Below are 22,310 nucleotides of genomic sequence, written 5' to 3' on the forward strand. Positions count from 1 at the left end.
CGGATCACCGGGCCGGCCCTTCTCGTGGCGGCGCGCCGCCCGTGTGTGGGCTTCAGCCCATGATCTCCTCGGAGGTCGAGGGATGCACCCCCAGCGCGCGCTGCATGCTCTTGCGGTCGGGGCGGTGCAGCAGCATCTGCGCGGCCCAGCCGATGGCTTCATGCGCGCCCTCGGCCACCAGCGAGACCGAGGTGATCTCCGTCTCCGCGCCTCCGAGGCCCCAGTAATTCTGCGGCGCATCCGCGCGCAGCGCGGCCGAAAGCGGCGCGAGCGTCGCCTCCTCGAAGATCGTCTCGGCCGAGGGCTGGCCGACCTCGCCCACGGGCGGCAGGACGAAGGCGGTGGTGGCGACATGGCGCAGATCCACCGGCTCGCGATGCGCGCCGAAGAGCTGTTGCGCCAGCGTCTCGCCATCGCTGGAGGCGACCGGCGTCAGCGGCAGCCTGTCGGCACAATCGCCCACCGCGTGCAGCCCGGGCAGCGAGGTCTCGAAGGCCGCGTCGATCTTCAGCACCCCCTTCTCGGTCAGCGACACACGCTCGGCCATGTCGCCCAGCGCCTCCAGGTTGGGGGCCCGGCCCGTGGCCGCGACGACCTGATCGACGCGGAGCGTCGTCTCGGCGTCGAGCACCAGCTCCAGCCCGTCTTCGGCCTCGCGCACCGCCTCGGGCGTGCAGCCGGTGACGATGCGGATGCCCTGTGCGGTCATGTTGGCCTGCCCGACACGCGCGGCCTTTTCGGAGAACTCGTTCAGCACCCGGTCGGTGTCGGTCACCAGCGTCACCCGCACGCCCATGGCGGCATGGATCGCGGCCATTTCGCAGCCGATATAACCGCCGCCGATGATCGCCATGGAGCGCGGCAGCGCGGTCCAGTTCAGCACCGCGTCGCTGTCGCAGGCCAGATGCGCGCCCTCCATTTCGGGCTTGATCGGGTGGCCGCCCGTGGCCAGCACGATGCGCGGCGCGCGCAGCCTCTGGCCCGAGATCGTCACCTCGCCCGGTGCGGTCAGCCTCGCGCTGTCCTCGATCAGCCTCACCCCCGCCTCGTGCAGCGTCTCGCGGTAGCTTTGGCGGATGCCGTCGAGCTTCGCGCCGCGCGCGGCGCAGAGCCGCTCCATGTCGACCTGCGGCGCGGGCCCCAGCAGGCCCGCCCGCGTCAGTCCGGCGCCGCGGTGCAGCGCGTCGGCCACGGTCCAGAGCATCTTCTTGGGCACGCAGCCGCGATTGACGCAGGTGCCGCCCAGCTCGGCGCGCTCGATCAGGGCGACCTTGCGGCCCAGCCCGGCCGCGTGCCGGGCAAAGGACAACCCGGCCGAGCCTCCGCCGATGACGATGGCGTCATACTCCGTATCCATGGGGCTCTCCTGTGGCTTGGCTTCGTGGGGCAACCGGCGTCGCGGGGCCGGGGTTCCGACCGGCGCCGTGTGGCGAAACGCCGCCCATGCGGGCAGAACAGGCAAGGCGAGGGGGAACCGGGGCGGGCGCTTTCGGTTTGGCCCGGAAGACAGCCCGAACAGGGAGATCCCCCATGAGCGAACCCAAGCACATGCCTGGCCAGACCCAGGACACGATGCCGGGCGACGAACACGAGATGACGCCCGCGCCCGACTACACCCCGCGCCACCCCGGCGTCGGCAAGCTGAAAGGCAAGGTCGCGCTCGTCACCGGCGGCGACAGCGGCATCGGCCGCGCCGTCTCGGTGCTCTTTGCGCGCGAGGGCGCCAAGCTCGCCATCGCCTATCTCGAAGAGGACAAGGATGCCGAGGAGACCAAGCGGCTGGTCGAGGAGGAAGGCTCCGAGGCGCTGCTGATCCGCGGCGATCTCGGCGAGAAGGCGCATTGCGAGGCGGCGGTGGCCAAGACGGTCGAGACCTATGGCCAGCTCGACGTGCTGATCGTCAACGCGGCGATGCAGTGGCTCGATGACGGGCTCGAGGACATTTCCGAAGAGCGCCTGCGCCGGACCATCGACAGCAACGTGATGCACCCGATGTTCATTACCCAGGCCGCGCTGCCGCACCTCAAGGAAGGCGATTCCATCGTCTACACGACCTCGGTGAATGCCTTCAAAGGCAATGCGGGGCTGGTGACCTATTCGACCACCCGCGGCGCGACGCTGGCGCTGTCGCGCTCCATGGCCAATGCGCTGGCCGAGAAGGGCATCCGCGTCAACGCCGTGGCGCCGGGGCCGATCTGGACGCCCTTCATCCCCGGCTCGATGCCGCCCGACATGGTCGAGGGCTTCGGGGAGAACACGCCGCTGGGCCGCCCCGGCCAGCCCTGGGAGGTGGCGACGGCCTATCTCTTCCTCGCCTCGTCGGACGGCAACTACTTCACCGGCCAGACGCTGCACCCCAATGGCGGCAAGATCGTCGGGGCCTGAGGGTGCCGGACCACGAATGAAAAGGGGCGCCTTCGGGCGTCCCTTCTTCGTTTCCAAAGGGGCGGATCGCCCGGCTTCAGAAATCCACCTCGACGCCGGGCAGGTCGAGCGCGCGCATCATGTCGCGCAGCTCCTGCCTTGCGGCGACATTCGAGATGTTGAGATTGCTCACGCCGATGTCGCGCAGATCGAGCAGCGTCAGCCCGCGCGGGAACAGCTCGCGGAAGATCACCCGCTCGTTGAAGCCCGGGGCGGCGCGAAAGCCGATCCGCTCGGAAAGCCGCGACAGCGCGCTTTCCATCTTCTGCTTGTTGACCATCTGCTGCGCGCCCAGCCGGTTCCTGAGCACCACCCAGTCGATCGGATCGAGCCCGGCCTGCGCCCTGAGCTGCCGCGCGCTCCAGACCATCTCGGAATAGACCGAGGGGCCGAGGATCGTCTCGCCGTCATTGTCGATCTTGGCCAGAAGGTCGAAATCGATGAAGCTGTCATTGAGCGGCGTGACCAGCGTGTCGGCCAGCGAATGCGCCACCTGGCTGAGCCGGGTATGGCTGCCCGGGCAGTCGATCAGGATGAAGTCGCTGTCATCCTCGAGCTGCGCCACCGCCGCCGAAAGCCGGTGGTCGGAGGCGTTCTCGCCGGGCTGCAGGCTCGCCATGTCGATCTCGGGCAGCTCGACATGGGCGGGGGAGGGCAGGCTCAGCCCCGCCCGCTCGCAGTAGCGGCGGCGGTTCTCGACATAGCGGCCGAGCGATTTCTGCCGCAGGTCGAGGTCGAGCGTGCCGATCTTGTGACCCATCCGCGCGAGCGCGGTGGCGACATGCATGGAGACGGTCGATTTGCCCGCTCCGCCCTTCTCGTTGCCCACGACGATGATATGCGCCACGTGTCACGTCCCTTCCGGCGGCAAGATGCCGTTCCCGCATTGCTTTCCGGGGTAGGGGATGGCCGTGGCCCGCGCAAGTCCCGCGCGCGCCGCGCAGGCCAGCCCATTGACTTGTGCGGCTTTCGGGTCCATCTGCCCCTTAGACCGAAGGCGCATGGCCCGCGTGAGCAGCCGCGCCGCCCCCGCGATACGCGCAGGCGCCCGCACCGCTTTCGGATCTCTGAGGTTCCCAATTCACGCAAGGGGCCGCGTCCTGTCGGCGCGTGGGCATTCGGCCCCGCGTGAGCGCAAGGGCGCAACCCGACCGTCGGCCCGCCTCCCCGCGGGTCTGCGCCCATGCCGCGGTGCGTCTTGCGCCGCTTACAAGGATGCACATGGATTTCGACATGCTGGGGCTCGCGCCCCGTCTCGTTTCCGCCCTCGCCGAGCAGGGCATCACCGACCCGACCCCGATCCAGACCCAGGCGATTCCGCACGCCATGAACGGCCGCGACGTGATGGGCCTCGCCCAGACCGGCACCGGCAAGACGGCGGCCTTCGGCCTGCCGATGATCGACCGGCTGATCAAGTCGGGCGGCAAGCCCGCGCCGAAATCGGCCCGCGCGTTGGTGCTGGCGCCGACGCGCGAGCTGGCCAAGCAGATCGCCGACAACCTGACCGCCTATACCAAAGGCAGCCATCTCAAGACCGTGCTCGTCGTCGGCGGCGCCGGGATCAATGGCCAGATCAAGCGCATGGAAGGCGGCTGCTCGCTGCTCGTCGCCACGCCGGGCCGGCTGATCGACCTTCTCGACCGCCGCGCGGTGAACCTGTCGAACACCGAGTTCCTCGTGCTCGACGAGGCCGACCAGATGCTCGACATGGGCTTCATCCACGCGCTGCGCCGGATCGCGCCGCTCCTGCCGAAGGAGCGCCAGACCATGCTGTTCTCGGCCACCATGCCGAAACAGATGGAAGAGCTGGCCTCGGCCTATCTGACCGATGCGGTGCGCGTGCAGGTGAACCCGCCGGGCAAGGCCGCCGACAAGATCGACCAGTCGATCCACTTCGTCGCCAAGGCCGCCAAGACCGAGCTTCTGACCGAGCTGCTCGACAAGCATCGCGACGAGCTGGCGCTGGTCTTCGGCCGCACCAAGCACGGCATGGAGAAGCTCTCCAAGCAGCTTGCCGCCGCGGGCTTCGCCGCCGCCGCGATCCATGGCAACAAGAGCCAGGGCCAGCGCGAGCGTGCGATCCGCGATTTCCGCGAGGGCCGGGTGCGGGTGCTGGTCGCCACCGACGTCGCCGCGCGCGGCATCGACATCCCGGGCGTGCGCCACGTCTACAATTACGAGCTGCCCAACGTGGCCGAGAACTACGTCCACCGCATCGGCCGCACCGCGCGCGCCGGCGCCGATGGCAGCGCGGTGGCGCTTTGCGCGCCCGACGAGATGGGCGAGCTGAAGGATATCGAGAAGGCGATGAAGGCCGCGATCCCGGTCGCCTCCGGCACCCGTTGGGACCCGGTCGCGCCCGAGAAGAAGAGCGGGCGTCGCGGTGGTGGCGGCGGCGGTCGCCGCTTTGGCGGTGGCGGCGGTGGCAAGCCCGAGGGCGCCTCGAAGCCCGGCGGCGGGAATCGTCGCCGCCGCCCCGCGCGCAAGGCGGCTTGAGATACGAGAACGCCGCCCCGAGGGGCGGCGTTCTTCGTTTCGGCCCCTTCGGAAGGGGGCTCAGAGATCGAGATCGACGCCTTCGGTCTCGCACGGCGTGCCGAGCAGGCGCTCGCGCAGCGCCACGCTCTGCGCGGCAGTGACGATATCGAAGCCGCCGCTGGCGGCGCGGGCGCGGTGCTTTTCGGCCAGCGCCCCGCCGGGGCGCGCCGCCTGCGCCGCGCCGAAGGAGGCGGCGATGCCCGACCACGGCGCGGTGCGGGTCAACTCGTCCCATTGCGCGACCAGCGCAGCACCGCGGCCCTCCTTTAGCGCCTGCGCGACGAGCCGGGCATTGGGGGCGAGCGCCCAGACCTCGCGCGGGGTCTCGCGGCGCTGCGGCTCTGCCTCGGGGTCGCGCATCCCGCGCGGGCGGGTGGCGGCCTTGTGCATGGTATAGGCGGCGCGACAGATCGTGGCCTTTTCGTGGCGGCCATGGCCCTGAACGGGCGGCACACGGCCGAGAATGCGCATCATTTCATGATGGTCGATGAGATGGGCCTTGTCGCCGAAGGCTTTGTCGCCGAAGGCCCGGGCGCCTGAATGCTGCATCGAAAAGCCTCCGAAATGACACATTTGCCATGGTGTAGCAGGGCTCAACGCATCGCGTCACGATTGGATGCGTATTGTTGCCCGGAAAACGCCATATTCCCGGCCCCCTCTGCCATTGTTGGGCGAAATTGCCGGTTTTCGCGGCCTCGGCCCCGGCGTCGGCGCCCCGTCTTCGCCCCATTTGCGCCACAAACGCAAAACGCCGCCCCGAAGGGCGGCGTTTTCTCGAATCGCGATGGTCGGGGCTATCAGAAGCCGAGACCGGCGTACTTGTTCTTGAACTTCGACACGCGGCCGCCGGCGTCCATGAGACGCGAGGAGCCACCGGTCCAGGCCGGGTGCACCGAGGGGTCGATGTCGAGCGACAGCTGGTCGCCTTCCTTGCCCCAGGTGGACTTCATCTTGACGACGGTGCCGTCGGTCATCTTGACGTCGATGAGGTGGTAGTCGGGATGGATGTCCGCTTTCATGTCGGCGCTCCTCAGGCCTTGGCCGCGGCCGTGTCGGCCTTGGGCTTGTAGTTGCTGACTTCGGCGATACGGGCCGACTTGCCGCGACGCGAGCGCAGGTAGTACAGCTTCGCGCGGCGCACGCGGCCACGACGCACCACCTCGATCGAATCGATGTTGGTCGAGTAGAGCGGGAAGACGCGCTCGACGCCCTCGCCGAACGAGATCTTGCGCACGGTGAACGAACCCGCGATGCCCGAGCCGTTCTTGCGGCTGATGCAGACGCCTTCGTACATCTGGACGCGGGTGCGGGTGCCCTCGGTCACCTTGTAGCCGACGCGCACGGTGTCACCGGCCTTGAAATCGGGGATGGTCTTCCCCAGCGAAGCGATCTGCTCCGCTTCGAGCTGTGCGATCAGGTCCATGCCTGTCACTCCTTGATTGCTCGCGGTTTGTCCCGCGACGTTGCGCGCAACCTCAGAGCTCTCGGTCTTCGTCCGGGTCCGCACCGCGCTCTTCGCAATACGCCCGCCAGAGATCAGGTCGCCGTTCTTTCGTCAGCCTTTCGGCCATGGTCCGGCGCCAGTCGGTGATCTTCGCGTGATGGCCCGAGAGAAGAATCTCGGGGATCGCACGACCCTTCCAGAGCGCGGGCTTGGTGTATTGCGGGTGTTCGAGCAGACCGTGGGAGAAGGATTCCTCCTCCGTGGACGCCTGATTCCCCAGCACGCGCGGTATAAGTCGGACGGTGGCGTCGATCAAGGCCTGCGCCGCGATCTCGCCGCCGGTCAGGACGAAATCCCCAAGCGAGACCTCCAGCACCTCGTGCTCCTCGAGCACCCGCTCGTCCACGCCCTCGAACCTGCCGCACAACAGGATGACGCCGTCGGCCCGGCTGAGCTCGCGCGCCAGCGCCTGATCGAAGCGGCGGCCGCGCGGCGAGAGATAGATCACCGGTGTGACACCCTTGGCGCGCGCCTTCGCATCCCCGATGGCGCGGCCGACGATGTCGGGGCGCAGCACCATGCCCGCGCCGCCGCCGGCGGGCGTGTCGTCGACATTGCGGTGCTTGCCCTCGCCGTAAGGGCGCAGGTCGATCGGCTGGAGCTGCCACAGCCCGTCCCTGAGCGCCTTTCCCGTCAGGCTTTCGCCCAGCACGCCGGGAAAGGCCTGCGGGAACAGGGTGATGACCTGTGCCGTCCAGGCGCCCGCGAGATCGGGCGTGTCGGTCATCAGCTCGCGCGGCTGCGCGGAGGGGCGGGCGCTCAGGCGCCCGGCGGCGCGGGAGGGGGGCATGTCGCTCATGGCTTCGGGCCATAGCGGATCGCGGGCCGCCGGGAAAGGTCCGGCGGCCCGGGGGCTCGGGTCAGGCCGCGAGGCCGATGATCCCGAACAGCACCAGCAGGAACAGCACCAGCGCGATGATGGCGAGCCACTTGGCCCCGGTGAGGGCGGCGCCGGAAATCCGGCCCATGCCCAGAAGACCGGCGACTGCGGCGATGGCGAGGAGGATGAGAATCCATTCGATCATGTACATGCCTTTCGGTCTGCGCCCGGAAGAACTCCGGCGCTTCAAGCACTCAACACGAACGGGTGGGGCCGGTTCCGGGCGCGATCATCCCGCGAAGAGCCCCTCCGGCGGATCGGCGACGATGCGCCCCGAGGCGAGATCGACCGTCGGCACGGCGGCCAAGGTGAAGGGCAGCAGCACCGTCTCGCCGCCGCCGGGCGGCGCAACTTCGAGCAGGTCGCCGGCGCCGTGGTTGAGCACGTCGCGCACCGTGCCCAGAAGCGCGCCGCCGGTGTCGTGCACCGCAAGCCCGATCAGGTCGGCGTGGTAATATTCGTCGTCGGGCAGGGCGGGCAGCCGGTCGCGCGGGGCGAAGAGATCGCAGCCCTTGAGCGCGTCGGCCTCCTCCTTGGTGGTGATGCCGTCGATCCGGGCGGTATAGGCGCCCGAGCCCTGTCCGGTCAGGACGATCTGCCGGAACTCGCGGCCATCGGCGCTCACCAGCGGCGCGTAATCGACGATGGCCTCGGGTTCGGCGCAAAAGCTCTTGAGCCGCACCTCGCCGCGCACCCCGAAGGCGCCCGCCAACCGCCCCACGCAGATCTTGTCGCTCATCTCACATCCTCCAGGCCTGTCGTCCGCGTTGAAACGACAGCCCGCGCGAGAAGGCAAGCCTCAGCGCGCCTCGACCGGCAGGTGGCCGCGCCGGACCTCCCAGCCTTCGGTCTCGAGCTCGGGCGCGCGGTCGAGCGTCTGCGCGTAGCCAACGCAGAGATAGCCCACCAGCGTCCAGCCGGGCGGCACGCCGAGATCGCGGGCGAGACGGTCGGGGTCGAGGATCGAGACCCAGCCGGTGCCGAGCCCCTCGGCCCGGGCGGTGAGCCAGAACTGGGTGATCGCGGCGACGACCGAGTAGCGGCGCATCTCGGGCATGGTGGCCGCGCCGAGGCCGTGGCCCTTGGGCGTGGTCTCGTCGCAGAAGACGGCGAGCTGCACCGGCGCGTCGCGCATGCCCGACAGCTTCAGCCGGGCATAGAGCGTGGCGCGGCCGCGCGACTGGTCGGCCAGCGCCGCGGCGTTGGCCTCCTCGAAATTGGCAAGGGCGGCGGCGCGGGCCTCCGGGCTTTCGACCCGGATCACCCGCCACGGCTCGGACAGCCCCACCGAGGGGGCGGTCAGGAACGAATCGAGGCAGCGCGTGAGCGCTGCCTCGTCCACGGGCTCGGTGAGAAAGCGGCGCACATCGCGCCGCCGGTCCATCAGCCGGGCCAGCTCGGCCCGGAACTCCGGTGCGAAGGCGCCGGGGCGTTCCGGGCCGGGCTGCATCACTCGGCCGCGTCTTCGGCCGGGGCGGCGTCGCGCGCGGCCTTCTTCTCGGCGCGCTCCTTGGCGGCCTTGCCCGGCTCGCCCTTCTTGGGGTTGGAGCGGGTCTTCTTCTCGGTCACGCCGGCGGCTTCGAGCATGCGCGCGACGCGGTCGGTCGGCTGGGCGCCCTTCGAGAGCCAGTCCTTGACGCGCTCGACATCCATCTTCACGCGCTCTTCGCTGTCCTTGGCAAGGAGCGGGTTGTAGGTGCCGAGCTTCTCGAGGAAGCGGCCGTCGCGCGGCATGCGGCTGTCGGTGGCGACGATCGAGTAGTGGGGGCGCTTCTTGGAACCGCCGCGGGCGAGCCGGATCTTCATGGCCATGGGAGTGTCTCCTTGGGTGTTTTCGGTGACGGGGCAGGCCCCGTCAGGATTGGTGTTTCTCGTGGTGCTTGATGACTTCCTGGATGATGAAGGCCAGGAATTTCTTGGCGAATTCGGGGTCGAGATCGGCCTCGTTCGCAAGATCGGTGAGCCGGGCGATCTGCGCTTCTTCGCGGATCGGATCGGCGGGGGGCAGGTCGTGCTCGGCTTTCAGCCGACCCACCGCCTGGGTGTGCTTGAACCGCTCGCCCAGCGTGTAGACGAGGATCGCATCGAGCCGGTCGATGCTCTCGCGGTGCTCCTTGAGCAGCTGTGCGGCGCGGGCGGCCTCGGTCATGCGCGCGCTCCGGTCAGGTCGTGGCGCCAGATCTCGACGGCGGAGCCGTCGGGGTCGGCGCGAAACTCGCGGCCCGTGTTCTCGGCGCCGAGCCGCCGCGCGACCTGTTGGCTCGCGGCGTTGGCGGGGTCGATCATCGAGGCCAGCTCGACCATGCCGAGCCGGTCACGCGCGAAATCGAGCACGGCACGGCCCGCCTCGGTGGCATAGCCCTTGCCCTCGGCCCCCTCGTAGAGGTGATAGGCCAGCTCGGGCATCGGCCAGGGCTCGGGGCCCCAGATGCCGACAAGGCCCACCGGCTTGCCGGTCTCGCGCTCCAGCGCGGCCCACATGCCGTAGCCGAGGATCTGCCAATGGCCCAGATGCAGCGCGATCACGCGCCACGCCTTGTGCCGGGGCGCGGGGCCGCCGACGAAGCTCGACCGTTCGGAGGCGAGGAACTCGCGCTCGGCCGGAAGATGGGCGAGCGAGGGCGGCACGAGGTGCAGCCTTTCGGTGGCGAGGCTCGGGATCATTTCTTCCTCCCCAGGCCCGACAGGCCCGGCGGCAGACCGCCGCCACCGCCCAGCCCCGGCAGCTTGCCCATGCCGCCCGGCAGCTGCTTGCCGAGCATCTTGGCGGCCTTTTCCATCGCGGCGGGGTCGTTCGCGTCGGGCATCTCGCCGCCCTTGCCCATCATGCCCTTCATGGCCTGCTTGAGCATGCCGCCCTTGCCCATCTTCTTCATCATGTCGGCCATCTGGCGCTGCTGCTTGAGAAGCTTGTTGAGCTCCGACACTTCGAGCCCCGCGCCCTTGGCAATGCGCTTCTTGCGGCTGGCCTGCAGCAGGTCGGGGTTGGCGCGCTCGCGCTTGGTCATGGAGTTGATCAGCGCGATCTGGCGCTTGAGCATCTTGTCGTCGAAGCCCGCGGAGCTCGCCTGCTTGGCCATCTTGCCCATGCCGGGCAGCATGCCCATCAGGCTCTCCATGCCGCCCATCTTGAGCATCTGCTCGAGCTGCATCTTCAGGTCGTTCATGTTGAAGCGGCCCTTCTGGAACCGCTTCATCATCTTTTCGGCCTGCTCGGCCTCGATGGTCGCCTGCGCCTTTTCCACGAGCGCGACGATGTCGCCCATCCCGAGGATCCGGCCCGCGATGCGCTCGGCCTCGAAGGTCTCGATCGCGTCCATCTTTTCGCCCAAGCCGACGAAGCGGATCGGCTTGCCGGTCACCTTGCGCATCGACAGCGCGGCACCGCCGCGCCCGTCGCCGTCCATCCGCGTCAGCACGACGCCCGAGACGCCGATCTTGTCGTCGAACTCGGTGGCGACATTGACCGCGTCCTGACCGGTGAGGCCATCGACGACGAGCAGCGTCTCGCGCGGGGTGACGGCGTCGCGCACGGCGGCCGCCTGCGCGATCAGCTCCTGGTCGATATGCAGCCGGCCCGCCGTATCCAGCATGTAGACGTCGTAGCCGCCAAGCGAGGCCTGCGTCTTGGCGCGCTTGGCGATGGCGACCGGGTCCTCGCCCTTGACGATGGGCAGCGTGTCGACGCCGATCTGGCGGCCGAGGATTTCGAGCTGCTCCATCGCGGCGGGGCGGTTGACGTCGAGCGAGGCCATCAGCACCCGCTTGCCGTCGCGCTCGGTGAGCCGCTTGGCGAGCTTGGCGGTGGTGGTGGTCTTGCCCGAGCCCTGCAGGCCGACCATCAGGATCGGCGCGGGCGGGCTGTCGATCTTGAGCTTGCCGGGATCGCTGTCGCCGGTGAGCACCGAGACCAGCTCGTCATGCACGATCTTGACGACCTGCTGGCCCGGGGTGATCGACTTGGTCACCGCCTGGCCGGTCGCCTTTTCCTGCACGGCCTTGACGAAGTCGCGCGCCACGGAGAGCGAGACGTCCGCCTCGAGGAGCGCCACGCGCACCTCGCGCAGCGCCGTCTTGACGTCCTCATCGGAGAGGGCGCCTTGCTTGGTGAGCCTGTCGAAGACGCCGGAGAGGCGGTCTGAGAGCGATTCGAACATGGCGGTCCTTTCCGACCGTTGCGTCAGTCCCGGCGCACAATGCGGAACGGCGCCCGTGGGCGCAACGCGCTGACGGACGGCGATCCCCGATATGGGCCGGGGACCGGAAAGCGAAAGCTTCCGGGTTTGGGGGCCGCAGTTACGTCGGATCGCCCCGGGCGTCAAGAGCGGGAGCGAGAGCGCGGCGCGGCTTGGAGCCGGCGGCGATGCACCCTAGAAGGGGGCTCCATCCGCGAGGAGAGCCACATGGACAACTGGGACGAAATCCGCACCGCCTTTCACGTCGCCCGCATGGGCACGGTGTCGGGGGCGGCCGATGTGCTCGGGGTGCACCATGCCACGGTGATCCGCCATGTCGACGCGCTCGAGACGCGGCTCGGGGTGAAGCTGTTCCAGCGCCATCCGCGCGGCTACACCGCGACCGAGGCCGGGCGCGACCTCTTGCAGGTGGCGCAGGCCACCGACGACCAGTTCGCCCAGCTGGTCAGCCGCCTGCGCGGGCAGGGCGACGGGGTCGAGGGCGAGCTGGCGGTGACCACGCTCGACACGCTGGCCGACCTGGTCATGCCGCTGCTGATCGATTTCCAGGCCGAATACCCGGCGGTCATCGTGCGGCTGCTGACCGGCACGCGGCTGTTCCGGCTCGAATATGGCGAGGCGCATGTGGCGATCCGCGCGGGGTCAGTCCCCGATCAACCCGACAACGTGGTCCAGCCCCTCATGCAGATGCAGGTCGCGCTGGTCGGCGCGCGCAGCTACATCGCCCGCCACGGCCTGCCCGGCGGGGTCGAGGAGCTGCCGCAGCACCGCTTCGTCAGTTCGGACGACATGGAGAGCCGCGCGCCGTTCTATCGCTGGCTGCGCGAGAAGGTCCCGGCCGAGCGGATCGCCTTTCGGGCCTACGGCGAGCGCAACCAGCGCGACGCGGTGCTGGCCGGGGCGGGGCTCGGCTTCGTGCCGCTGCACGAGGCGCAGGCGCATGAGGACCTGACCATCGTGCATGGCCCCCTGCCGGAATGGGAGGTGCCGATCTGGGTGGTGACCCATGTCGACCTGCACCGCACCCCCAAGGTGCAGGCCTTTCTCAAGGTCTTGAAGGAGCGCGCGAAAAGCTGGAGCTAGGCTGAGGAACGATTTCGTGAGCGCGGCGTTGGCCCGGCAGATTCATATTTTGACCCCAGAGGGACAGCCATGCGCAACATCATCTACATCATAGGTCTCGTCGTCGTCGTCATCGCGGTCCTGTCGCTGATCGGCCTCGTCTGATCTCAGCCCTCGGGCGCCGTCTCCGGGCCTTCGGAGGCGGTGACGCCCAGTTCACGCGCGAGAAAGCGCTCGAAGGCATCGAGATCGATGCCTTCCATCTGCCCGAAGCCCTGCATCCAGACCGAGGCCTCGCGCAGCCCCTCCGGCTCCAGCTGGCACCATGTCACCCGGCCGCGCCTGTCGCGGGTGATGAGCCCGGCCTCGGCCAGGACCCCCAGATGCTTGGAAATCGCCGCGAGCGACATGTCGAAGGGCTCGGCCACATCCGTGACGGCCATGTCGTCCTCGAGCAGCAGCGCGAGGATCGCGCGGCGGGTCGGGTCGGCGAGGGCGGAGAATACCAGATCCAGTGAAGCGGCCATGCGGCGACCTGACCCCCATGCGGGGCGAACGTCAACCGCGCGGTTGAATGTCTCCGGCGCCTCCTCTGCCGCGCCACGCTTGGCAACTGCCCATCATCTTTCCGAAAATACGCAATGATAACAACGCCAAAGCCCGCGTTCCGTCGCGGATTCCCGGCGCTTGACCAATCCGGCCCCGCGCTATAGCACCCTCTTCGACCGATGAGGGGGCCGAACCGGAGTGTCCGACAGCAAAGACGAAGACGACTACGCCGCGCGGATGCGCGCGTTCGAGGAGCGTCTCGCCAAGGCCAAGGGCAAGCCGGAGGAAGCCGCTCATCAGGAGAGCCATTACAGCCAGGCGCAGGTCGCCTGGCGCATGGTGATCGAGCTTGTGGCCGGTCTCGCGATCGGCTTCGGGGTCGGGTACGGTCTGGACACCCTTTTCGGGACCATGCCGATCTTCCTGATCCCGTTCATATTTTTTGGCCTCGCGGCGGGCGTGAAGACGATGCTGCGCACGGCCAAGGAGCTGCAGGTAAAACAGCAGGCCGATCCGGCCGGCGACGACGAGGGCTGAGAGAATGGCGACAGAGACGGTTGCGGTGGTCGACGGGCATGCGGAAGAGGCCGGTGGCCTGGTGTTCCACCCCTTCGACCAGTTCGAGGTCAAGCCGCTGTTCGGCGAGATCGGCGATCCCGTTTCCTGGTACACCATCACCAACGTCACCTTCTGGATGGCGCTGTCGGTGCTGTGCGTGATCGGCCTGCTGGTGCTCGGCACCCGCGGCCGCGCCGTGATCCCCAGCCGCATCCAGTCGGCGGCCGAGCTGGTCTATGGCTTCGTCTACAAGATGGTCGAGGACGTCACCGGCAAGGAAGGGCTCAAGTACTTCCCCTGGATCATGACGCTGTTCCTGTTCATCCTGTTCTCGAACTATCTCGGCCTGTTGCCGATGGCCTTCACCACCACCTCGCACATCGCGGTGACGGCGGTTCTGGCTCTGGGCGTCTTCCTCGGCGTGACGATCCTCGGCTTCGTCAAGAACGGCATGGCCTTTCTCGGCCTGTTCTGGATGAAGGACGCGCCGCTGTTCCTGCGCCCGATCATCGCCATCATCGAGGTGATCTCGTATTTCGTCCGTCCCGTCAGCCACTCCATCCGTCTGGCCGGCAACCTCGTGGCGGGCCACGCCATGATCAAGGTGTTCGCGGGCTTTGCCGCCATCGCCGCGCTGTCGCCGCTTTCGGTGCTCGCGATCACCGCGATCTACGGGCTCGAAGTGCTCGTGGCCGGCATCCAGGCCTACGTGTTCACCATCCTCACCTGCATCTACCTCAAGGACGCGCTGCACCCCTCCCACTGAGGACGGGGGCGCGATCCTCGCGGTCGGTTCACCCTTCACCCAACGCAATTCCAAATCAGGAGATACCCCCATGGAAGGCGATATCGCACTCTTCGGTCAGTTCATCGGCGCCGGCCTCGCGGCCATCGGTTCGGGCCTGGCCGCCATCGGCGTCGGCTCGGTCGCCGCGAACTACCTCTCGGGCGCCCTGCGCAACCCCTCGGCTGCCGCCTCGCAGACCGCCACGCTGTTCATCGGCCTGGCCTTCGCCGAAGCGCTCGGGATCTTCTCGTTCCTCGTCGCCCTGCTGCTGATGTTCGCGGTCTGATCCAGACCACGATCTCCTGACCGGCGGCGCGGGGCACGAACCCTCGCGCCGCCATTTCCTTAGGGCTCGATGGAGGACGCCGTGGCGACCGAAATTATTACCGCCGACGAAGTGGTGGTGCACGGAGCCGAAGCCGCTGGGCCGGGCATGCCCCAGCTCGACGTCTCCAGCTTCCCGAACCAGATCTTCTGGCTCCTGGTCACGCTCGGCGTGATCTATTTCGTCCTGTCCCGCTTTGCCCTGCCGCGCATCGGCGCGGTGCTGGCCGAGCGCGCGGGCACGATCACCAATGACATCGCCGCCGCCGAGGAGCTGCGGCACCGGGCGCGCGAAGCCGAGACCGCCTATGACAAGGCGCTCGCCGATGCGCGCTCCGAAGCCAATCGGATCGTTGCCGAGACCAAGGCGCAGATCCAGGCCGATCTCGACGCCGAGATGGAAAAGGCCGACGCGCAGATCGCCGCGAAGACCGCCGAAAGCCAGAAGGCGATCGACGAGATCCGCGACAACGCGGCGCGCAACGTGAGCGAGGTCGCCCGCGACGTCGCGCGCGAGATCGTGGCCGCCTTCGGCGCGGATGCCGACGCCAAGAAGGTCGACGCCGCGGTCGACGCCAAGCTGGGAGAGCGCGCATGAAACTCGTTCTCGCGACACTGGCCCTGAGCATGGCCGCCGCCCCGGCGATGGCCGCGACGGGGCCGTTCTTCTCGCTCGGCAACACCGATTTCGTGGTGCTGCTGGCCTTCCTGCTCTTCGTCGGCGTGCTGCTCTACTTCCGCGTTCCGCGCGAGGTGGGCAAGATGCTCGACAAGCGGGCCGATGGCATCCGCGCCGAGCTCGACGAGGCGCGCGGGCTGCGCGAAGAGGCGCAGTCGCTGCTGGCCTCCTACGAGCGCAAGCAAAAGGACGTGCAGACGCAGGCCGACCGCATCGTCTCGAACGCCCGCGACGAAGCGAACCGTTCGGCCGAGCAGGCCAAGATCGACATCGAGAAGTCGATCCAGCGCCGCCTGACCGCCGCCGAGGAGCAGATCCAGTCGGCCCAGGACAAGGCCGTTCGCGACGTCCGCGACCAGGCCGTCACCGTGGCCGTGGCCGCCGCGCGCCAGGTCATCACCGAGCAGATGACCGCGCAGCGCGCCGACAAGATGATCGACGACTCGATCCAGACCGTGGGCACCAAGCTGCACTGACCGGACCATGGCTTCGAGACGAAAGGCCCGGGCGCGATGGCGTCCGGGCCTTTTTCGTCTCTCGGGGCCAAAAGCTCAGCGCAGCGTGGTCTCGGGCGATGCGCCCTTCGGCGCGGTGGCATCGAGAAAGGCCAGAACATCGGCCCATCGGGTCATTTGGGTCGCGCGGTCCGGCGCCCGGGCCATTTCGTTCATGGCCTTTCCGGCCTCGGGCGCGGGGCTCATTCCGGTGCTCGCGGTGACCTCGTGGCTGCGCCCGCCGCAGCCGGGCCCGGCGAGGGCGGTGGACGCGAATGACAGCGCGGCGAGGGTCGCGACGGCGCAAAACGGCAGTCTCATGGCATGTCCTCCTGTGAGGACATCCTAGCACGAAGTTGCCCTAGCGTCGCGTCTCCCGGCTCAGCCGGCGCTGCGCGATTTCCTCGTGGCGGTCGGCCTGCCGCTGATCACTCAGCGCGGCCTGCACGTAGTCGAGATGCGCCGCCACGGCGGCGCGGGCGGCGTCCGGGTCGCGCGCCTGCAGCGCCTCGTTGATGGCGCGGTGCTGTTCGAGCACCGAGGCGCGCGTCGTGCGCTGGCGGAACATGACCTGCCGGTTGTAGAACACGCCCTCGCGCAGCAGATCGTAGATCGAGCGCATCATGTGCAGCATGACAACGTTGTGGCTCGCCTCGACGATGGCGAGGTGGAACTCGGCGTCGAGCCCGGCCTCGCTCTCGGCATTGGCGGCGGGGCGCGACTGCGCCGCCTCCATCCGCTTGAAGACCGCGTCGATCACGGCAAGATCGCTGTCGGAACCGAGCCGGGCCGCGCGTTCGGCGGCGAGCCCCTCGATATCGCGGCGAAAGGCCACCATGTCCGAGACGGCCTCCTCGTGGCTGGCGAAGAGGCGCACGAGGGCGGGGGAGAAGGCCGAGCCGATCACCTCGGAGATATAGACCCCGGCACCGGCGCGGGTTTCCACGAGGCCGCGGGTCTGCAGCTCGGCCAGCGCCTCGCGCAGCGAGGGGCGCGAGACGCCGAGCCGCTCGGCCAGCTCGCGCTCGGGCGGCAGGCGGTCGCCGGGGCGCAGCACGCCGCGCAGCACCAGTTCCTCGATCTGGCGCACCACGCCATGCGAGAGCTTTTCGGGCTGGATCGGCTTGAACGGCATCGGCGCACTCCACGTCTGGTAAAGTTGTATGACCGGAGAGGGCTTTGCTCAATACGAAAGAAAAGGGCCGCCCCGAAGGGCGGCCCATCCCGGCAAGGCTGCAATGATCAGCCGTTGGGGGTGATGATGATCTCGACCCGGCGGTTCTGGCGACGGCCTTCGGGGCTCAGGTTCGAGGCGACGGGCGCATCCTCGCCGCGGCCGATCGCGCGCACGCGGCTCGGAGCGACGCCCGCCGAGGTCAGCACCGAGGCGACGGCCTGGGCGCGGCGCTCGGAAAGCTGCTGGTTGTAGGCGGCGGCGCCGGTGTTGTCGGCGTGGCCCACCACGTTGACGGTGGTGTTGGGATAGTTGTTGAGCGAGCCCGCGATGGCGCGCAGGTCGGCCTGCAGCGAGCCGGTCAGCTGGGCGCTGTCGGTGGCGAAGAGGATGTCCTGCGGCAGGGTCACGACCAGCTCTTCGCCGGTGTTGACGATGCCGACATTGGAGCCGAGCTGCTCGCGCAGTTCGGCTTCCTGACGGTCGAGCAGGGCGCCGGTGCCGGCCCCGGCCGCGCCGCCCAGCGCCGCGCCGACGGCCGCGCGGCGCAGCCGGTCCTCGCTGTCATCGCCAGTGAGCGCGCCCACGGCCGCACCGAGCCCCGCGCCGACCATGGCGCCGCGACGGGTGTTGGCATTGGGGTCGGGGTTGTTCGGGGTCACCGGCTGGCAGGCGGCCACGCCGAGGGCGGAGACGGTGACGAGCGCGAGGGGGAGCTTGGTGATCATGTGTCTTTCCAGTTCTTGCGTAATGCGCGGAAACGGGGCTCCGCGCCTGTCCCTGAATGATAGAGGCCGCGGGCGGCTGCTATGCAATAACGCGGGTTTGATAGCCGGGTTCCGGGGCCGGATGGAACCCGATGCGCTGTGGCATGAATGCCTCAGCCTTCGCCGCGCGCGGCCTCGAAGGCCAGCATCGCGCGCTTGACCGGCAGGCCCCAGTGATAGCCGCCCAGCTCGCCCGACTTGCGCAGGGCGCGGTGGCAGGGGATCAGCCAGGAGATCGGGTTGCGCCCCACCGCCGTCGCGGCGGCGCGCACGGCGCGCGGCGCGCCGATCCGCGCGGCGATGTCGGAATAGGTCGTCACATGCCCCGACGGCACCTCCAGAAGCGCCTGCCAGACCTTGATCGCGAAGGGCGCGCCGATGAGCTGCAGCCGCGCTTCGCCGCGCCCCGAGAAAGCCGCCTCGACCCATGGGGCGAGCGCATCGGGGTCTTCGGAAAAGCGCGCGGCGGGCCAGCGGGCGCGCAGATCTTGCAAGCTGGCCTCGACCCCGGTCTCGGCGGCAAAGCCCAGCCCGCAGAGCCCGCGATCCGTGCCCATGGCCACGACCGGGCCGAAGGGGCTGTCGAAGCGGCCCTCCCGGATTTCGAGCCCGGCGCCGCCCGTGCCGTAATCGCCCGGGCTCATCGCCTCCCAGCGCAGGAACAGGTCGTGCAGCCGCCCTGTCCCCGAGAGGCCGAGCTCCTGCGCCGTCTCCAGCGTGGTACGCCGCTCGCGCAAAAGCGCCTTGGCGTGGCCGAGCGCGAGGTATTGCTGGTAGCGCTTGGGCGAGACACCGACCCAGGCGGAGAAGACGCGCTGGAAATGCGCGGGCGACATGTCCATCCGCGCCGCCAGATCCTCGAGTGCCAAGGGCGCGGGTGCGGCGTCGATGGCGTCGATGGCGCGGCGCATGACGCCGTAATGATATGCGTGGCTTTGATCCATGGGACGACATTAGGCGGCCCGGCGCGCCCGCGCGACCCGGAAGCTGCGCATCCTGTCGGCCGGTGGGGCGGCTTTGGCCGGTCGCCATGCGTATTTGGAGAAAGATGAACCATGGGCGCGCGCCCCCCGGTTCATTTTCCCATAAATACGCATGGCGACCGGCCGGCCCCCCGCGCGCCGCCGGGCTTGTGAGGCGCGGCCCCTCCGGGCATAGAGGCCCGATGACCCGACAGCTCGACTACCACGCCATCGACGCGATCTTTGCCCGCCTGCATGAGGCCGAGCCCGAGCCCAAGGGCGAGCTCGACCACATCAACGCCTATACGCTGCTCGTCGCCGTGGCACTTTCGGCGCAGGCCACGGATGCGGGCGTCAACAAGGCGACCAAGCGCCTGTTCGAGATCGCCGACACGCCCGAAAAGATGCTGGAGCTGGGCGAGGAGGGGCTGATCGAGCATATCAAGACGATCGGGCTCTACCGCAACAAGGCCAAGAACGTGATCCGCATGAGCGAGATCCTCGTGGAGCGCTTCGGCGGCGAGGTGCCCTCTTCGCGCGCGGCGCTGGTCTCGCTTCCGGGCGTGGGGCGCAAGACGGCGAATGTGGTGCTCAACATGTGGTGGAAGCACCCCGCGCAGGCAGTCGACACGCATATCTTCCGCGTCTGCAACCGCACCGGCATCGCGCCCGGAAAGGATGTCGATGCGGTCGAGCGCGGCATCGAGGACCATATCCCCGCGCGCTGGCAGGGTCATGCGCATCACTGGCTGATCCTGCACGGGCGCTACATCTGCGTGGCGCGCAAGCCCAAATGCCCGGCCTGCCCGATCCGCGAATATTGTCTCTTCGAGGAGAAGACCGCATGAGCACCCCCCGCATCCTCGGCATCGGCAACGCCATCGTCGACGTCTTCGCCGAGGCCGATGACAGCTTTCTCGACCTGATGGGGATCGAGAAGGGCATCATGCAGCTCGTGGAGCGCGAGCGCGGCGAGATGCTCTATGGCGCGATGGAGCAGCGGCAGCAGGCGCCCGGCGGCTCCGTCGCCAACACGCTGGCGGGGCTGGGGGCGCTCGGGCTGGAGACGGCCTTCATCGGGCGGGTGCGCGACGATGCGCTTGGCCGCTTCTACGCCGAGACCATGGAAGCGGGCGGCACGCGGTTTGCCAATGCCCCGGTCGAGGGCGGCGAGCTTCCGACCTCGCGTTCGATGATCTTTGTCAGCCCCGATGGCGAGCGGTCGATGAACACCTATCTCGGCATTTCCGCCGAGCTTGGCTCCGACGACGTCTCGGACGCGGTGGCGGGGCAGGCGGGGCTGCTGTTTCTCGAGGGCTATCTCTACGACAAGCCCAAGGGCAAGCAGGCCTTCGAGCGGGCGACCGCGCTGACCCATGCGGGCGGCGGCATCGCCGGGATCGCGCTGTCGGACCCGTTCTGCGCCGACCGGCACCGCACCGATTTCCAAAGGCTGGTGCGCGAGCTCGACTTCGTCATCGGCAACGAGCACGAATGGGAAAGCCTCTACCAGTGCCGGCTCGACGAGGCGCTGACCCGCGCCGCCGCCGAGTGCCGCCTCGTCGTCTGCACCCGCTCGGGCGCCGACGTGGTGCTGATCCGGGGCGAGGAGCGGGTGGTGGTGCCGGTGAAGAAGGTCACGCCGGTCGATGCCACCGGGGCGGGCGATCTCTTTGCCGCGGGCTTTCTCTATGGCATCGCCACGGATCGCGATCTGGAAACGGCGGGGCGCATGGGCTGCGTCGCCGCCGCCGAGGTGATCTCGCATTTCGGAGCGCGGCCCGAGGCCGATCTCAAGGCGCTCTTCGCGCAGGCCGGGCTGCTTTAATCCTCGGCGTCTTCGGCCGGGTCGATCCGGCCCTTGCGCTGCAACCACTGCGCCACGAGAAGACACAGCACGGCCCAGCCTGCGCCCGCGGTCCAGCCGGCGATCACGTCGGTGGGCCAGTGCACCCCGAGATAGACCCGGCTCGCGCCGACGAGGCCGGTGAGGATGATCGCGCAGGTCATGATATAGACCTTGATCACCCGGCGCGGCTCGAGCCGCGACAGCATCACCGCCAGCGTCAGATAGGTCACCGCAGAGAGCATGGTGTGGCCGGAGGGAAAGCTCGCGGTATAGACGTAGGAGCCATGCGGCACGAGATCGGGGCGGGCGCGCTCGAACAGCATCTTGGCGGTGCGGCTGACCAGGGTGCCGCTGCCGATGGCGACCAGCATGAACCACATGGTGCGCGTGTGGCGCGACAGCGCCAGATAGCCCGCGACCCCCGCCGTCAGCAGCACCAGCCACGCCACGCCGCCCAGCGCCGTCATGTCGCGCGCCATCTCCTCGACCCAGTGCGAGCCGATCGGATCGCTCAGATCGCCGGGCGTTCTGAGCGCCAGCAGGATCGCCTCGTCGAAAGCCATGGTGTCGCCCTCGACCACCTCACCCGCAAGCAGGAAGAAGCCCAGAGCCGCGAGCGAGAGCAGAAACAGCAGCACCATCCACAATTCGGGACGGCGGCGCAGGCGGGCGGGGATGTCGCTGGTATCAGGCATGTCGGCGTCTCAACCATGCGGTGGGGCGCGGGTTCCGAAGGCGTCTCATCCGCCGAGCTTGGCGTGGACCGCGTCGAGATCGATCTCGCGCACGGGGGCGCGGCGCGACGGGTCGTCGATGTCATAGCCGAACAGCTCGAAATCGCGGCCATAGACCTCGCGCATGAGATGCATCGACAGATCGTCGAAGAAATCCTCGACCGGATGGGCGCGCCTGGGCCCGTGGCCCTCGCTTTCGTTGAAGCGGGGCATCGCGGCGAGATCGACCGGGTGGCGCAGCGGCGCGCGCGCCAGAACGGCGCTCATGCCGGCGTCGAAATTCTCGGTGTCGAAGATCATGTCATAGCGCCCGCCGCCGCGGATCAGCGTCGAGACATGGCCCGACATGGCCGCCCAGTGGATGTCGGGGTCCATCGGCTTGCGAAAGCGGATCGTGTCGCGGGCGAAGAGCAGAAAGCGGCGGAAGCTGCGGATCTGGTCGAATTCGAAGCCGGTCTCGGGGTCGCCCACCTCGATCCCGTATTTCTGCACCAGCATCGGCACGAGATTGCCGCGATAGCGGCGGCCATTGCGCTGGATGCCGCAGATCTTGTCGAAGAAGGAGGACAGGATGCGGCCATAGGGGTTGCGCACGCAGGTGAAGACGAGGCTCTTTCGCGCGGTCACGTTGTCGGTGATCGGCCCCTGGCTGCGCTCCTGCGCCCATTTGTGCAGCCCCCCCTGCGCATCGTGGATGTCGCCGTCGAAGAAATGGCCGTGGTCGGAGCGGTACATGATCTGGCCGATGGTCGAGCAGGCGCATTTGGGCACCACGCGGTACACCATGCTTTCGCTTTCGGTCATCCAGGTGCCCGGAAATCCCATCTGC

30 protein-coding genes are annotated in these 22,310 nt (G+C 68.7%); 10 read left to right on the forward strand and 20 right to left on the reverse strand.

The features are described from left to right. Nucleotides 1–52: 52 nt before the first annotated feature. The gene (locus CJ301_RS04725) at nt 53–1,357 is read right to left on the reverse strand and encodes a dihydrolipoyl dehydrogenase family protein (RefSeq protein ID WP_099274811.1); all 1,305 of its coding nucleotides are present in this window, start codon (nt 1,355–1,357) and stop codon (nt 53–55) included. A gap of 173 nt (nt 1,358–1,530) precedes the next feature. Here CJ301_RS04725 and CJ301_RS04730 point away from each other — a divergent pair, with 173 nt between their 5' ends. Beyond that, on the forward strand, nt 1,531–2,385 hold the full coding sequence (locus tag CJ301_RS04730; protein ID WP_099274813.1) for an SDR family oxidoreductase: 855 nt from the start codon (nt 1,531–1,533) through the stop codon (nt 2,383–2,385). 76 nt (nt 2,386–2,461) lie between these two features. On the opposite strand, the gene CJ301_RS04735 is transcribed toward CJ301_RS04730, so the two are convergent. After that, on the reverse strand, nt 2,462–3,271 hold the full coding sequence (locus CJ301_RS04735; protein WP_099274815.1) for a division plane positioning ATPase MipZ: 810 nt from the start codon (nt 3,269–3,271) through the stop codon (nt 2,462–2,464). A gap of 374 nt (nt 3,272–3,645) precedes the next feature. Between CJ301_RS04735 and CJ301_RS04740 the strand changes: the two genes are divergently transcribed. Beyond that, a complete protein-coding gene (locus CJ301_RS04740; protein ID WP_099274817.1) occupies nt 3,646–4,920 on the forward strand; it encodes a DEAD/DEAH box helicase in 1,275 nt (424 codons plus the stop codon). A gap of 60 nt (nt 4,921–4,980) precedes the next feature. Here CJ301_RS04740 and CJ301_RS04745 read toward each other — a convergent pair whose 3' ends face one another. From CJ301_RS04745 to ffh, 11 genes are all read right to left on the reverse strand, one after another. Then, complete coding sequence (locus tag CJ301_RS04745; protein WP_099274819.1) at nt 4,981–5,511, reverse strand: hypothetical protein; 531 nt, start codon at nt 5,509–5,511, stop codon at nt 4,981–4,983. A 248-nt stretch (nt 5,512–5,759) separates the two neighbouring features. Beyond that, nucleotides 5,760–5,981 carry a 50S ribosomal protein L31 gene (gene rpmE, locus CJ301_RS04750; protein ID WP_099274821.1) on the reverse strand — a complete coding sequence of 74 codons (222 nt, stop codon included), beginning with the start codon at nt 5,979–5,981 and terminating at the stop codon, nt 5,760–5,762. Between the two features lie 11 nt (nt 5,982–5,992). Next, a complete protein-coding gene (gene rplS / locus CJ301_RS04755; protein ID WP_099274823.1) occupies nt 5,993–6,385 on the reverse strand; it encodes a 50S ribosomal protein L19 in 393 nt (130 codons plus the stop codon). A gap of 52 nt (nt 6,386–6,437) precedes the next feature. Further along, entirely contained in the window at nt 6,438–7,265 is an 828-nt protein-coding gene (gene trmD, locus CJ301_RS04760) for a tRNA (guanosine(37)-N1)-methyltransferase TrmD (protein WP_099274825.1), read from the reverse strand. 61 nt (nt 7,266–7,326) lie between these two features. Further along, nucleotides 7,327–7,491, reverse strand: a complete 165-nt coding sequence (locus tag CJ301_RS04765) for a DUF1328 family protein (RefSeq protein ID WP_017929173.1) — start codon at nt 7,489–7,491, stop codon at nt 7,327–7,329. 84 nt (nt 7,492–7,575) lie between these two features. Then, a complete protein-coding gene (gene rimM / locus CJ301_RS04770; protein ID WP_099274827.1) occupies nt 7,576–8,085 on the reverse strand; it encodes a ribosome maturation factor RimM in 510 nt (169 codons plus the stop codon). Nucleotides 8,086–8,145: 60 nt separating this feature from the next. Further along, complete coding sequence (gene bluB, locus CJ301_RS04775; RefSeq protein ID WP_099274829.1) at nt 8,146–8,796, reverse strand: 5,6-dimethylbenzimidazole synthase; 651 nt, start codon at nt 8,794–8,796, stop codon at nt 8,146–8,148. Beyond that, the gene (rpsP, locus tag CJ301_RS04780; protein ID WP_099274831.1) at nt 8,796–9,158 is read right to left on the reverse strand and encodes a 30S ribosomal protein S16; all 363 of its coding nucleotides are present in this window, start codon (nt 9,156–9,158) and stop codon (nt 8,796–8,798) included. The genes bluB and rpsP overlap by 1 nt, the downstream gene beginning before the upstream one ends. A gap of 43 nt (nt 9,159–9,201) precedes the next feature. Then, complete coding sequence (locus CJ301_RS04785; protein WP_099274833.1) at nt 9,202–9,495, reverse strand: chorismate mutase; 294 nt, start codon at nt 9,493–9,495, stop codon at nt 9,202–9,204. Next, the gene (locus CJ301_RS04790) at nt 9,492–10,010 is read right to left on the reverse strand and encodes a GNAT family N-acetyltransferase (RefSeq protein WP_099274835.1); all 519 of its coding nucleotides are present in this window, start codon (nt 10,008–10,010) and stop codon (nt 9,492–9,494) included. The genes CJ301_RS04785 and CJ301_RS04790 overlap by 4 nt, the downstream gene beginning before the upstream one ends. Continuing rightward, entirely contained in the window at nt 10,007–11,503 is a 1,497-nt protein-coding gene (gene ffh / locus CJ301_RS04795; protein WP_099274837.1) for a signal recognition particle protein, read from the reverse strand. The genes CJ301_RS04790 and ffh overlap by 4 nt, the downstream gene beginning before the upstream one ends. Before the next feature lie 246 nt (nt 11,504–11,749). Here ffh and CJ301_RS04800 point away from each other — a divergent pair, with 246 nt between their 5' ends. Further along, on the forward strand, nt 11,750–12,625 hold the full coding sequence (locus tag CJ301_RS04800; protein ID WP_099274839.1) for a LysR family transcriptional regulator: 876 nt from the start codon (nt 11,750–11,752) through the stop codon (nt 12,623–12,625). Between the two features lie 146 nt (nt 12,626–12,771). Here the strand turns inward: CJ301_RS04800 and CJ301_RS04805 are convergent, their stop codons facing one another. Next, nucleotides 12,772–13,131 carry an ArsR/SmtB family transcription factor gene (locus CJ301_RS04805; RefSeq protein ID WP_099274841.1) on the reverse strand — a complete coding sequence of 120 codons (360 nt, stop codon included), beginning with the start codon at nt 13,129–13,131 and terminating at the stop codon, nt 12,772–12,774. A gap of 220 nt (nt 13,132–13,351) precedes the next feature. On the opposite strand from CJ301_RS04805, the gene CJ301_RS04810 reads away from it, so the two are divergent. The 5 genes from CJ301_RS04810 (at nt 13,352) to CJ301_RS04830 (ending at nt 15,977) form a co-directional block, all read left to right on the forward strand. Beyond that, nucleotides 13,352–13,690: an AtpZ/AtpI family protein gene (locus CJ301_RS04810; RefSeq protein WP_254050075.1), complete on the forward strand. Its 339-nt coding sequence runs from the start codon at nt 13,352–13,354 to the stop codon at nt 13,688–13,690. 4 nt (nt 13,691–13,694) lie between these two features. Further along, nucleotides 13,695–14,477, forward strand: coding sequence for a F0F1 ATP synthase subunit A (locus tag CJ301_RS04815; RefSeq protein WP_099274843.1), 783 nt, complete (start codon nt 13,695–13,697; stop codon nt 14,475–14,477). Nucleotides 14,478–14,547: 70 nt separating this feature from the next. Next, nucleotides 14,548–14,784, forward strand: coding sequence for a F0F1 ATP synthase subunit C (locus CJ301_RS04820; protein WP_099274845.1), 237 nt, complete (start codon nt 14,548–14,550; stop codon nt 14,782–14,784). An 81-nt stretch (nt 14,785–14,865) separates the two neighbouring features. Continuing rightward, nucleotides 14,866–15,420, forward strand: a complete 555-nt coding sequence (locus tag CJ301_RS04825; protein ID WP_099275214.1) for a F0F1 ATP synthase subunit B' — start codon at nt 14,866–14,868, stop codon at nt 15,418–15,420. Further along, a complete protein-coding gene (locus CJ301_RS04830; protein WP_099274847.1) occupies nt 15,417–15,977 on the forward strand; it encodes a F0F1 ATP synthase subunit B in 561 nt (186 codons plus the stop codon). The genes CJ301_RS04825 and CJ301_RS04830 overlap by 4 nt, the downstream gene beginning before the upstream one ends. Nucleotides 15,978–16,052: 75 nt before the next feature. On the opposite strand, the gene CJ301_RS04835 is transcribed toward CJ301_RS04830, so the two are convergent. From CJ301_RS04835 to CJ301_RS04850, 4 genes are all read right to left on the reverse strand, one after another. Next, nucleotides 16,053–16,316 (reverse strand): hypothetical protein, encoded by a 264-nt coding sequence (locus CJ301_RS04835; protein ID WP_099274849.1) that lies wholly within the window; start codon nt 16,314–16,316, stop codon nt 16,053–16,055. A 40-nt stretch (nt 16,317–16,356) separates the two neighbouring features. Continuing rightward, nucleotides 16,357–17,130, reverse strand: a complete 774-nt coding sequence (locus CJ301_RS04840) for a FadR/GntR family transcriptional regulator (protein ID WP_099274851.1) — start codon at nt 17,128–17,130, stop codon at nt 16,357–16,359. 107 nt (nt 17,131–17,237) lie between these two features. Continuing rightward, the gene (locus CJ301_RS04845; protein WP_099274853.1) at nt 17,238–17,897 is read right to left on the reverse strand and encodes an OmpA family protein; all 660 of its coding nucleotides are present in this window, start codon (nt 17,895–17,897) and stop codon (nt 17,238–17,240) included. Nucleotides 17,898–18,049: 152 nt separating this feature from the next. After that, nucleotides 18,050–18,880, reverse strand: a complete 831-nt coding sequence (locus CJ301_RS04850) for a methylated-DNA--[protein]-cysteine S-methyltransferase (protein WP_099274855.1) — start codon at nt 18,878–18,880, stop codon at nt 18,050–18,052. A 221-nt stretch (nt 18,881–19,101) separates the two neighbouring features. Between CJ301_RS04850 and nth the strand changes: the two genes are divergently transcribed. Both nth and CJ301_RS04860 read left to right on the forward strand, forming a co-directional pair. Then, nucleotides 19,102–19,746: an endonuclease III gene (nth, locus tag CJ301_RS04855; RefSeq protein WP_099274857.1), complete on the forward strand. Its 645-nt coding sequence runs from the start codon at nt 19,102–19,104 to the stop codon at nt 19,744–19,746. Beyond that, nucleotides 19,743–20,726, forward strand: coding sequence for an adenosine kinase (locus CJ301_RS04860; RefSeq protein ID WP_099274859.1), 984 nt, complete (start codon nt 19,743–19,745; stop codon nt 20,724–20,726). Before nth ends, CJ301_RS04860 begins: the two co-directional genes overlap by 4 nt. On the opposite strand, the gene CJ301_RS04865 is transcribed toward CJ301_RS04860, so the two are convergent. Beyond that, on the reverse strand, nt 20,723–21,442 hold the full coding sequence (locus CJ301_RS04865) for a phosphatase PAP2 family protein (protein WP_099274861.1): 720 nt from the start codon (nt 21,440–21,442) through the stop codon (nt 20,723–20,725). The two genes, CJ301_RS04860 and CJ301_RS04865, sit on opposite strands and share 4 nt — an antisense overlap. A 45-nt stretch (nt 21,443–21,487) precedes the next feature. Then, a complete protein-coding gene (locus CJ301_RS04870; protein WP_099274863.1) occupies nt 21,488–22,306 on the reverse strand; it encodes a sulfotransferase family protein in 819 nt (272 codons plus the stop codon). Nucleotides 22,307–22,310: the final 4 nt, after the last annotated feature.

Source organism: Limimaricola cinnabarinus, from assembly GCF_002723615.1.
In the GTDB taxonomy this organism is placed as follows: domain Bacteria; phylum Pseudomonadota; class Alphaproteobacteria; order Rhodobacterales; family Rhodobacteraceae; genus Limimaricola; species Limimaricola cinnabarinus_B.

Excerpts from the sequence above, each read along its gene's own strand:
- CJ301_RS04725 (WP_099274811.1), bottom strand. The coding sequence starts at position 1,357 with ATGGATACGGAGTATGACGCCATCGTCATCGGCGGAGGCTCGGCCGGG.
- CJ301_RS04730 (WP_099274813.1), top strand. The coding sequence starts at position 1,531 with ATGAGCGAACCCAAGCACATGCCTGGCCAGACCCAGGACACGATGCCG.
- CJ301_RS04740 (WP_099274817.1), top strand. The coding sequence starts at position 3,646 with ATGGATTTCGACATGCTGGGGCTCGCGCCCCGTCTCGTTTCCGCCCTC.
- CJ301_RS04745 (WP_099274819.1), bottom strand. The coding sequence starts at position 5,511 with ATGCAGCATTCAGGCGCCCGGGCCTTCGGCGACAAAGCCTTCGGCGAC.
- rpmE (WP_099274821.1), bottom strand. The coding sequence starts at position 5,981 with ATGAAAGCGGACATCCATCCCGACTACCACCTCATCGACGTCAAGATG.
- rplS (WP_099274823.1), bottom strand. The coding sequence starts at position 6,385 with ATGGACCTGATCGCACAGCTCGAAGCGGAGCAGATCGCTTCGCTGGGG.
- trmD (WP_099274825.1), bottom strand. The coding sequence starts at position 7,265 with ATGAGCGACATGCCCCCCTCCCGCGCCGCCGGGCGCCTGAGCGCCCGC.
- CJ301_RS04765 (WP_017929173.1), bottom strand. The coding sequence starts at position 7,491 with ATGATCGAATGGATTCTCATCCTCCTCGCCATCGCCGCAGTCGCCGGT.
- rimM (WP_099274827.1), bottom strand. The coding sequence starts at position 8,085 with ATGAGCGACAAGATCTGCGTGGGGCGGTTGGCGGGCGCCTTCGGGGTG.
- bluB (WP_099274829.1), bottom strand. The coding sequence starts at position 8,796 with ATGCAGCCCGGCCCGGAACGCCCCGGCGCCTTCGCACCGGAGTTCCGG.
- rpsP (WP_099274831.1), bottom strand. The coding sequence starts at position 9,158 with ATGGCCATGAAGATCCGGCTCGCCCGCGGCGGTTCCAAGAAGCGCCCC.
- CJ301_RS04785 (WP_099274833.1), bottom strand. The coding sequence starts at position 9,495 with ATGACCGAGGCCGCCCGCGCCGCACAGCTGCTCAAGGAGCACCGCGAG.
- CJ301_RS04790 (WP_099274835.1), bottom strand. The coding sequence starts at position 10,010 with ATGATCCCGAGCCTCGCCACCGAAAGGCTGCACCTCGTGCCGCCCTCG.
- ffh (WP_099274837.1), bottom strand. The coding sequence starts at position 11,503 with ATGTTCGAATCGCTCTCAGACCGCCTCTCCGGCGTCTTCGACAGGCTC.
- CJ301_RS04800 (WP_099274839.1), top strand. The coding sequence starts at position 11,750 with ATGGACAACTGGGACGAAATCCGCACCGCCTTTCACGTCGCCCGCATG.
- CJ301_RS04805 (WP_099274841.1), bottom strand. The coding sequence starts at position 13,131 with ATGGCCGCTTCACTGGATCTGGTATTCTCCGCCCTCGCCGACCCGACC.
- CJ301_RS04815 (WP_099274843.1), top strand. The coding sequence starts at position 13,695 with ATGGCGACAGAGACGGTTGCGGTGGTCGACGGGCATGCGGAAGAGGCC.
- CJ301_RS04820 (WP_099274845.1), top strand. The coding sequence starts at position 14,548 with ATGGAAGGCGATATCGCACTCTTCGGTCAGTTCATCGGCGCCGGCCTC.
- CJ301_RS04830 (WP_099274847.1), top strand. The coding sequence starts at position 15,417 with ATGAAACTCGTTCTCGCGACACTGGCCCTGAGCATGGCCGCCGCCCCG.
- CJ301_RS04835 (WP_099274849.1), bottom strand. The coding sequence starts at position 16,316 with ATGAGACTGCCGTTTTGCGCCGTCGCGACCCTCGCCGCGCTGTCATTC.
- CJ301_RS04840 (WP_099274851.1), bottom strand. The coding sequence starts at position 17,130 with ATGCCGTTCAAGCCGATCCAGCCCGAAAAGCTCTCGCATGGCGTGGTG.
- CJ301_RS04845 (WP_099274853.1), bottom strand. The coding sequence starts at position 17,897 with ATGATCACCAAGCTCCCCCTCGCGCTCGTCACCGTCTCCGCCCTCGGC.
- CJ301_RS04850 (WP_099274855.1), bottom strand. The coding sequence starts at position 18,880 with ATGGATCAAAGCCACGCATATCATTACGGCGTCATGCGCCGCGCCATC.
- nth (WP_099274857.1), top strand. The coding sequence starts at position 19,102 with ATGACCCGACAGCTCGACTACCACGCCATCGACGCGATCTTTGCCCGC.
- CJ301_RS04860 (WP_099274859.1), top strand. The coding sequence starts at position 19,743 with ATGAGCACCCCCCGCATCCTCGGCATCGGCAACGCCATCGTCGACGTC.
- CJ301_RS04865 (WP_099274861.1), bottom strand. The coding sequence starts at position 21,442 with ATGCCTGATACCAGCGACATCCCCGCCCGCCTGCGCCGCCGTCCCGAA.
- CJ301_RS04870 (WP_099274863.1), bottom strand. The coding sequence starts at position 22,306 with ATGGGATTTCCGGGCACCTGGATGACCGAAAGCGAAAGCATGGTGTAC.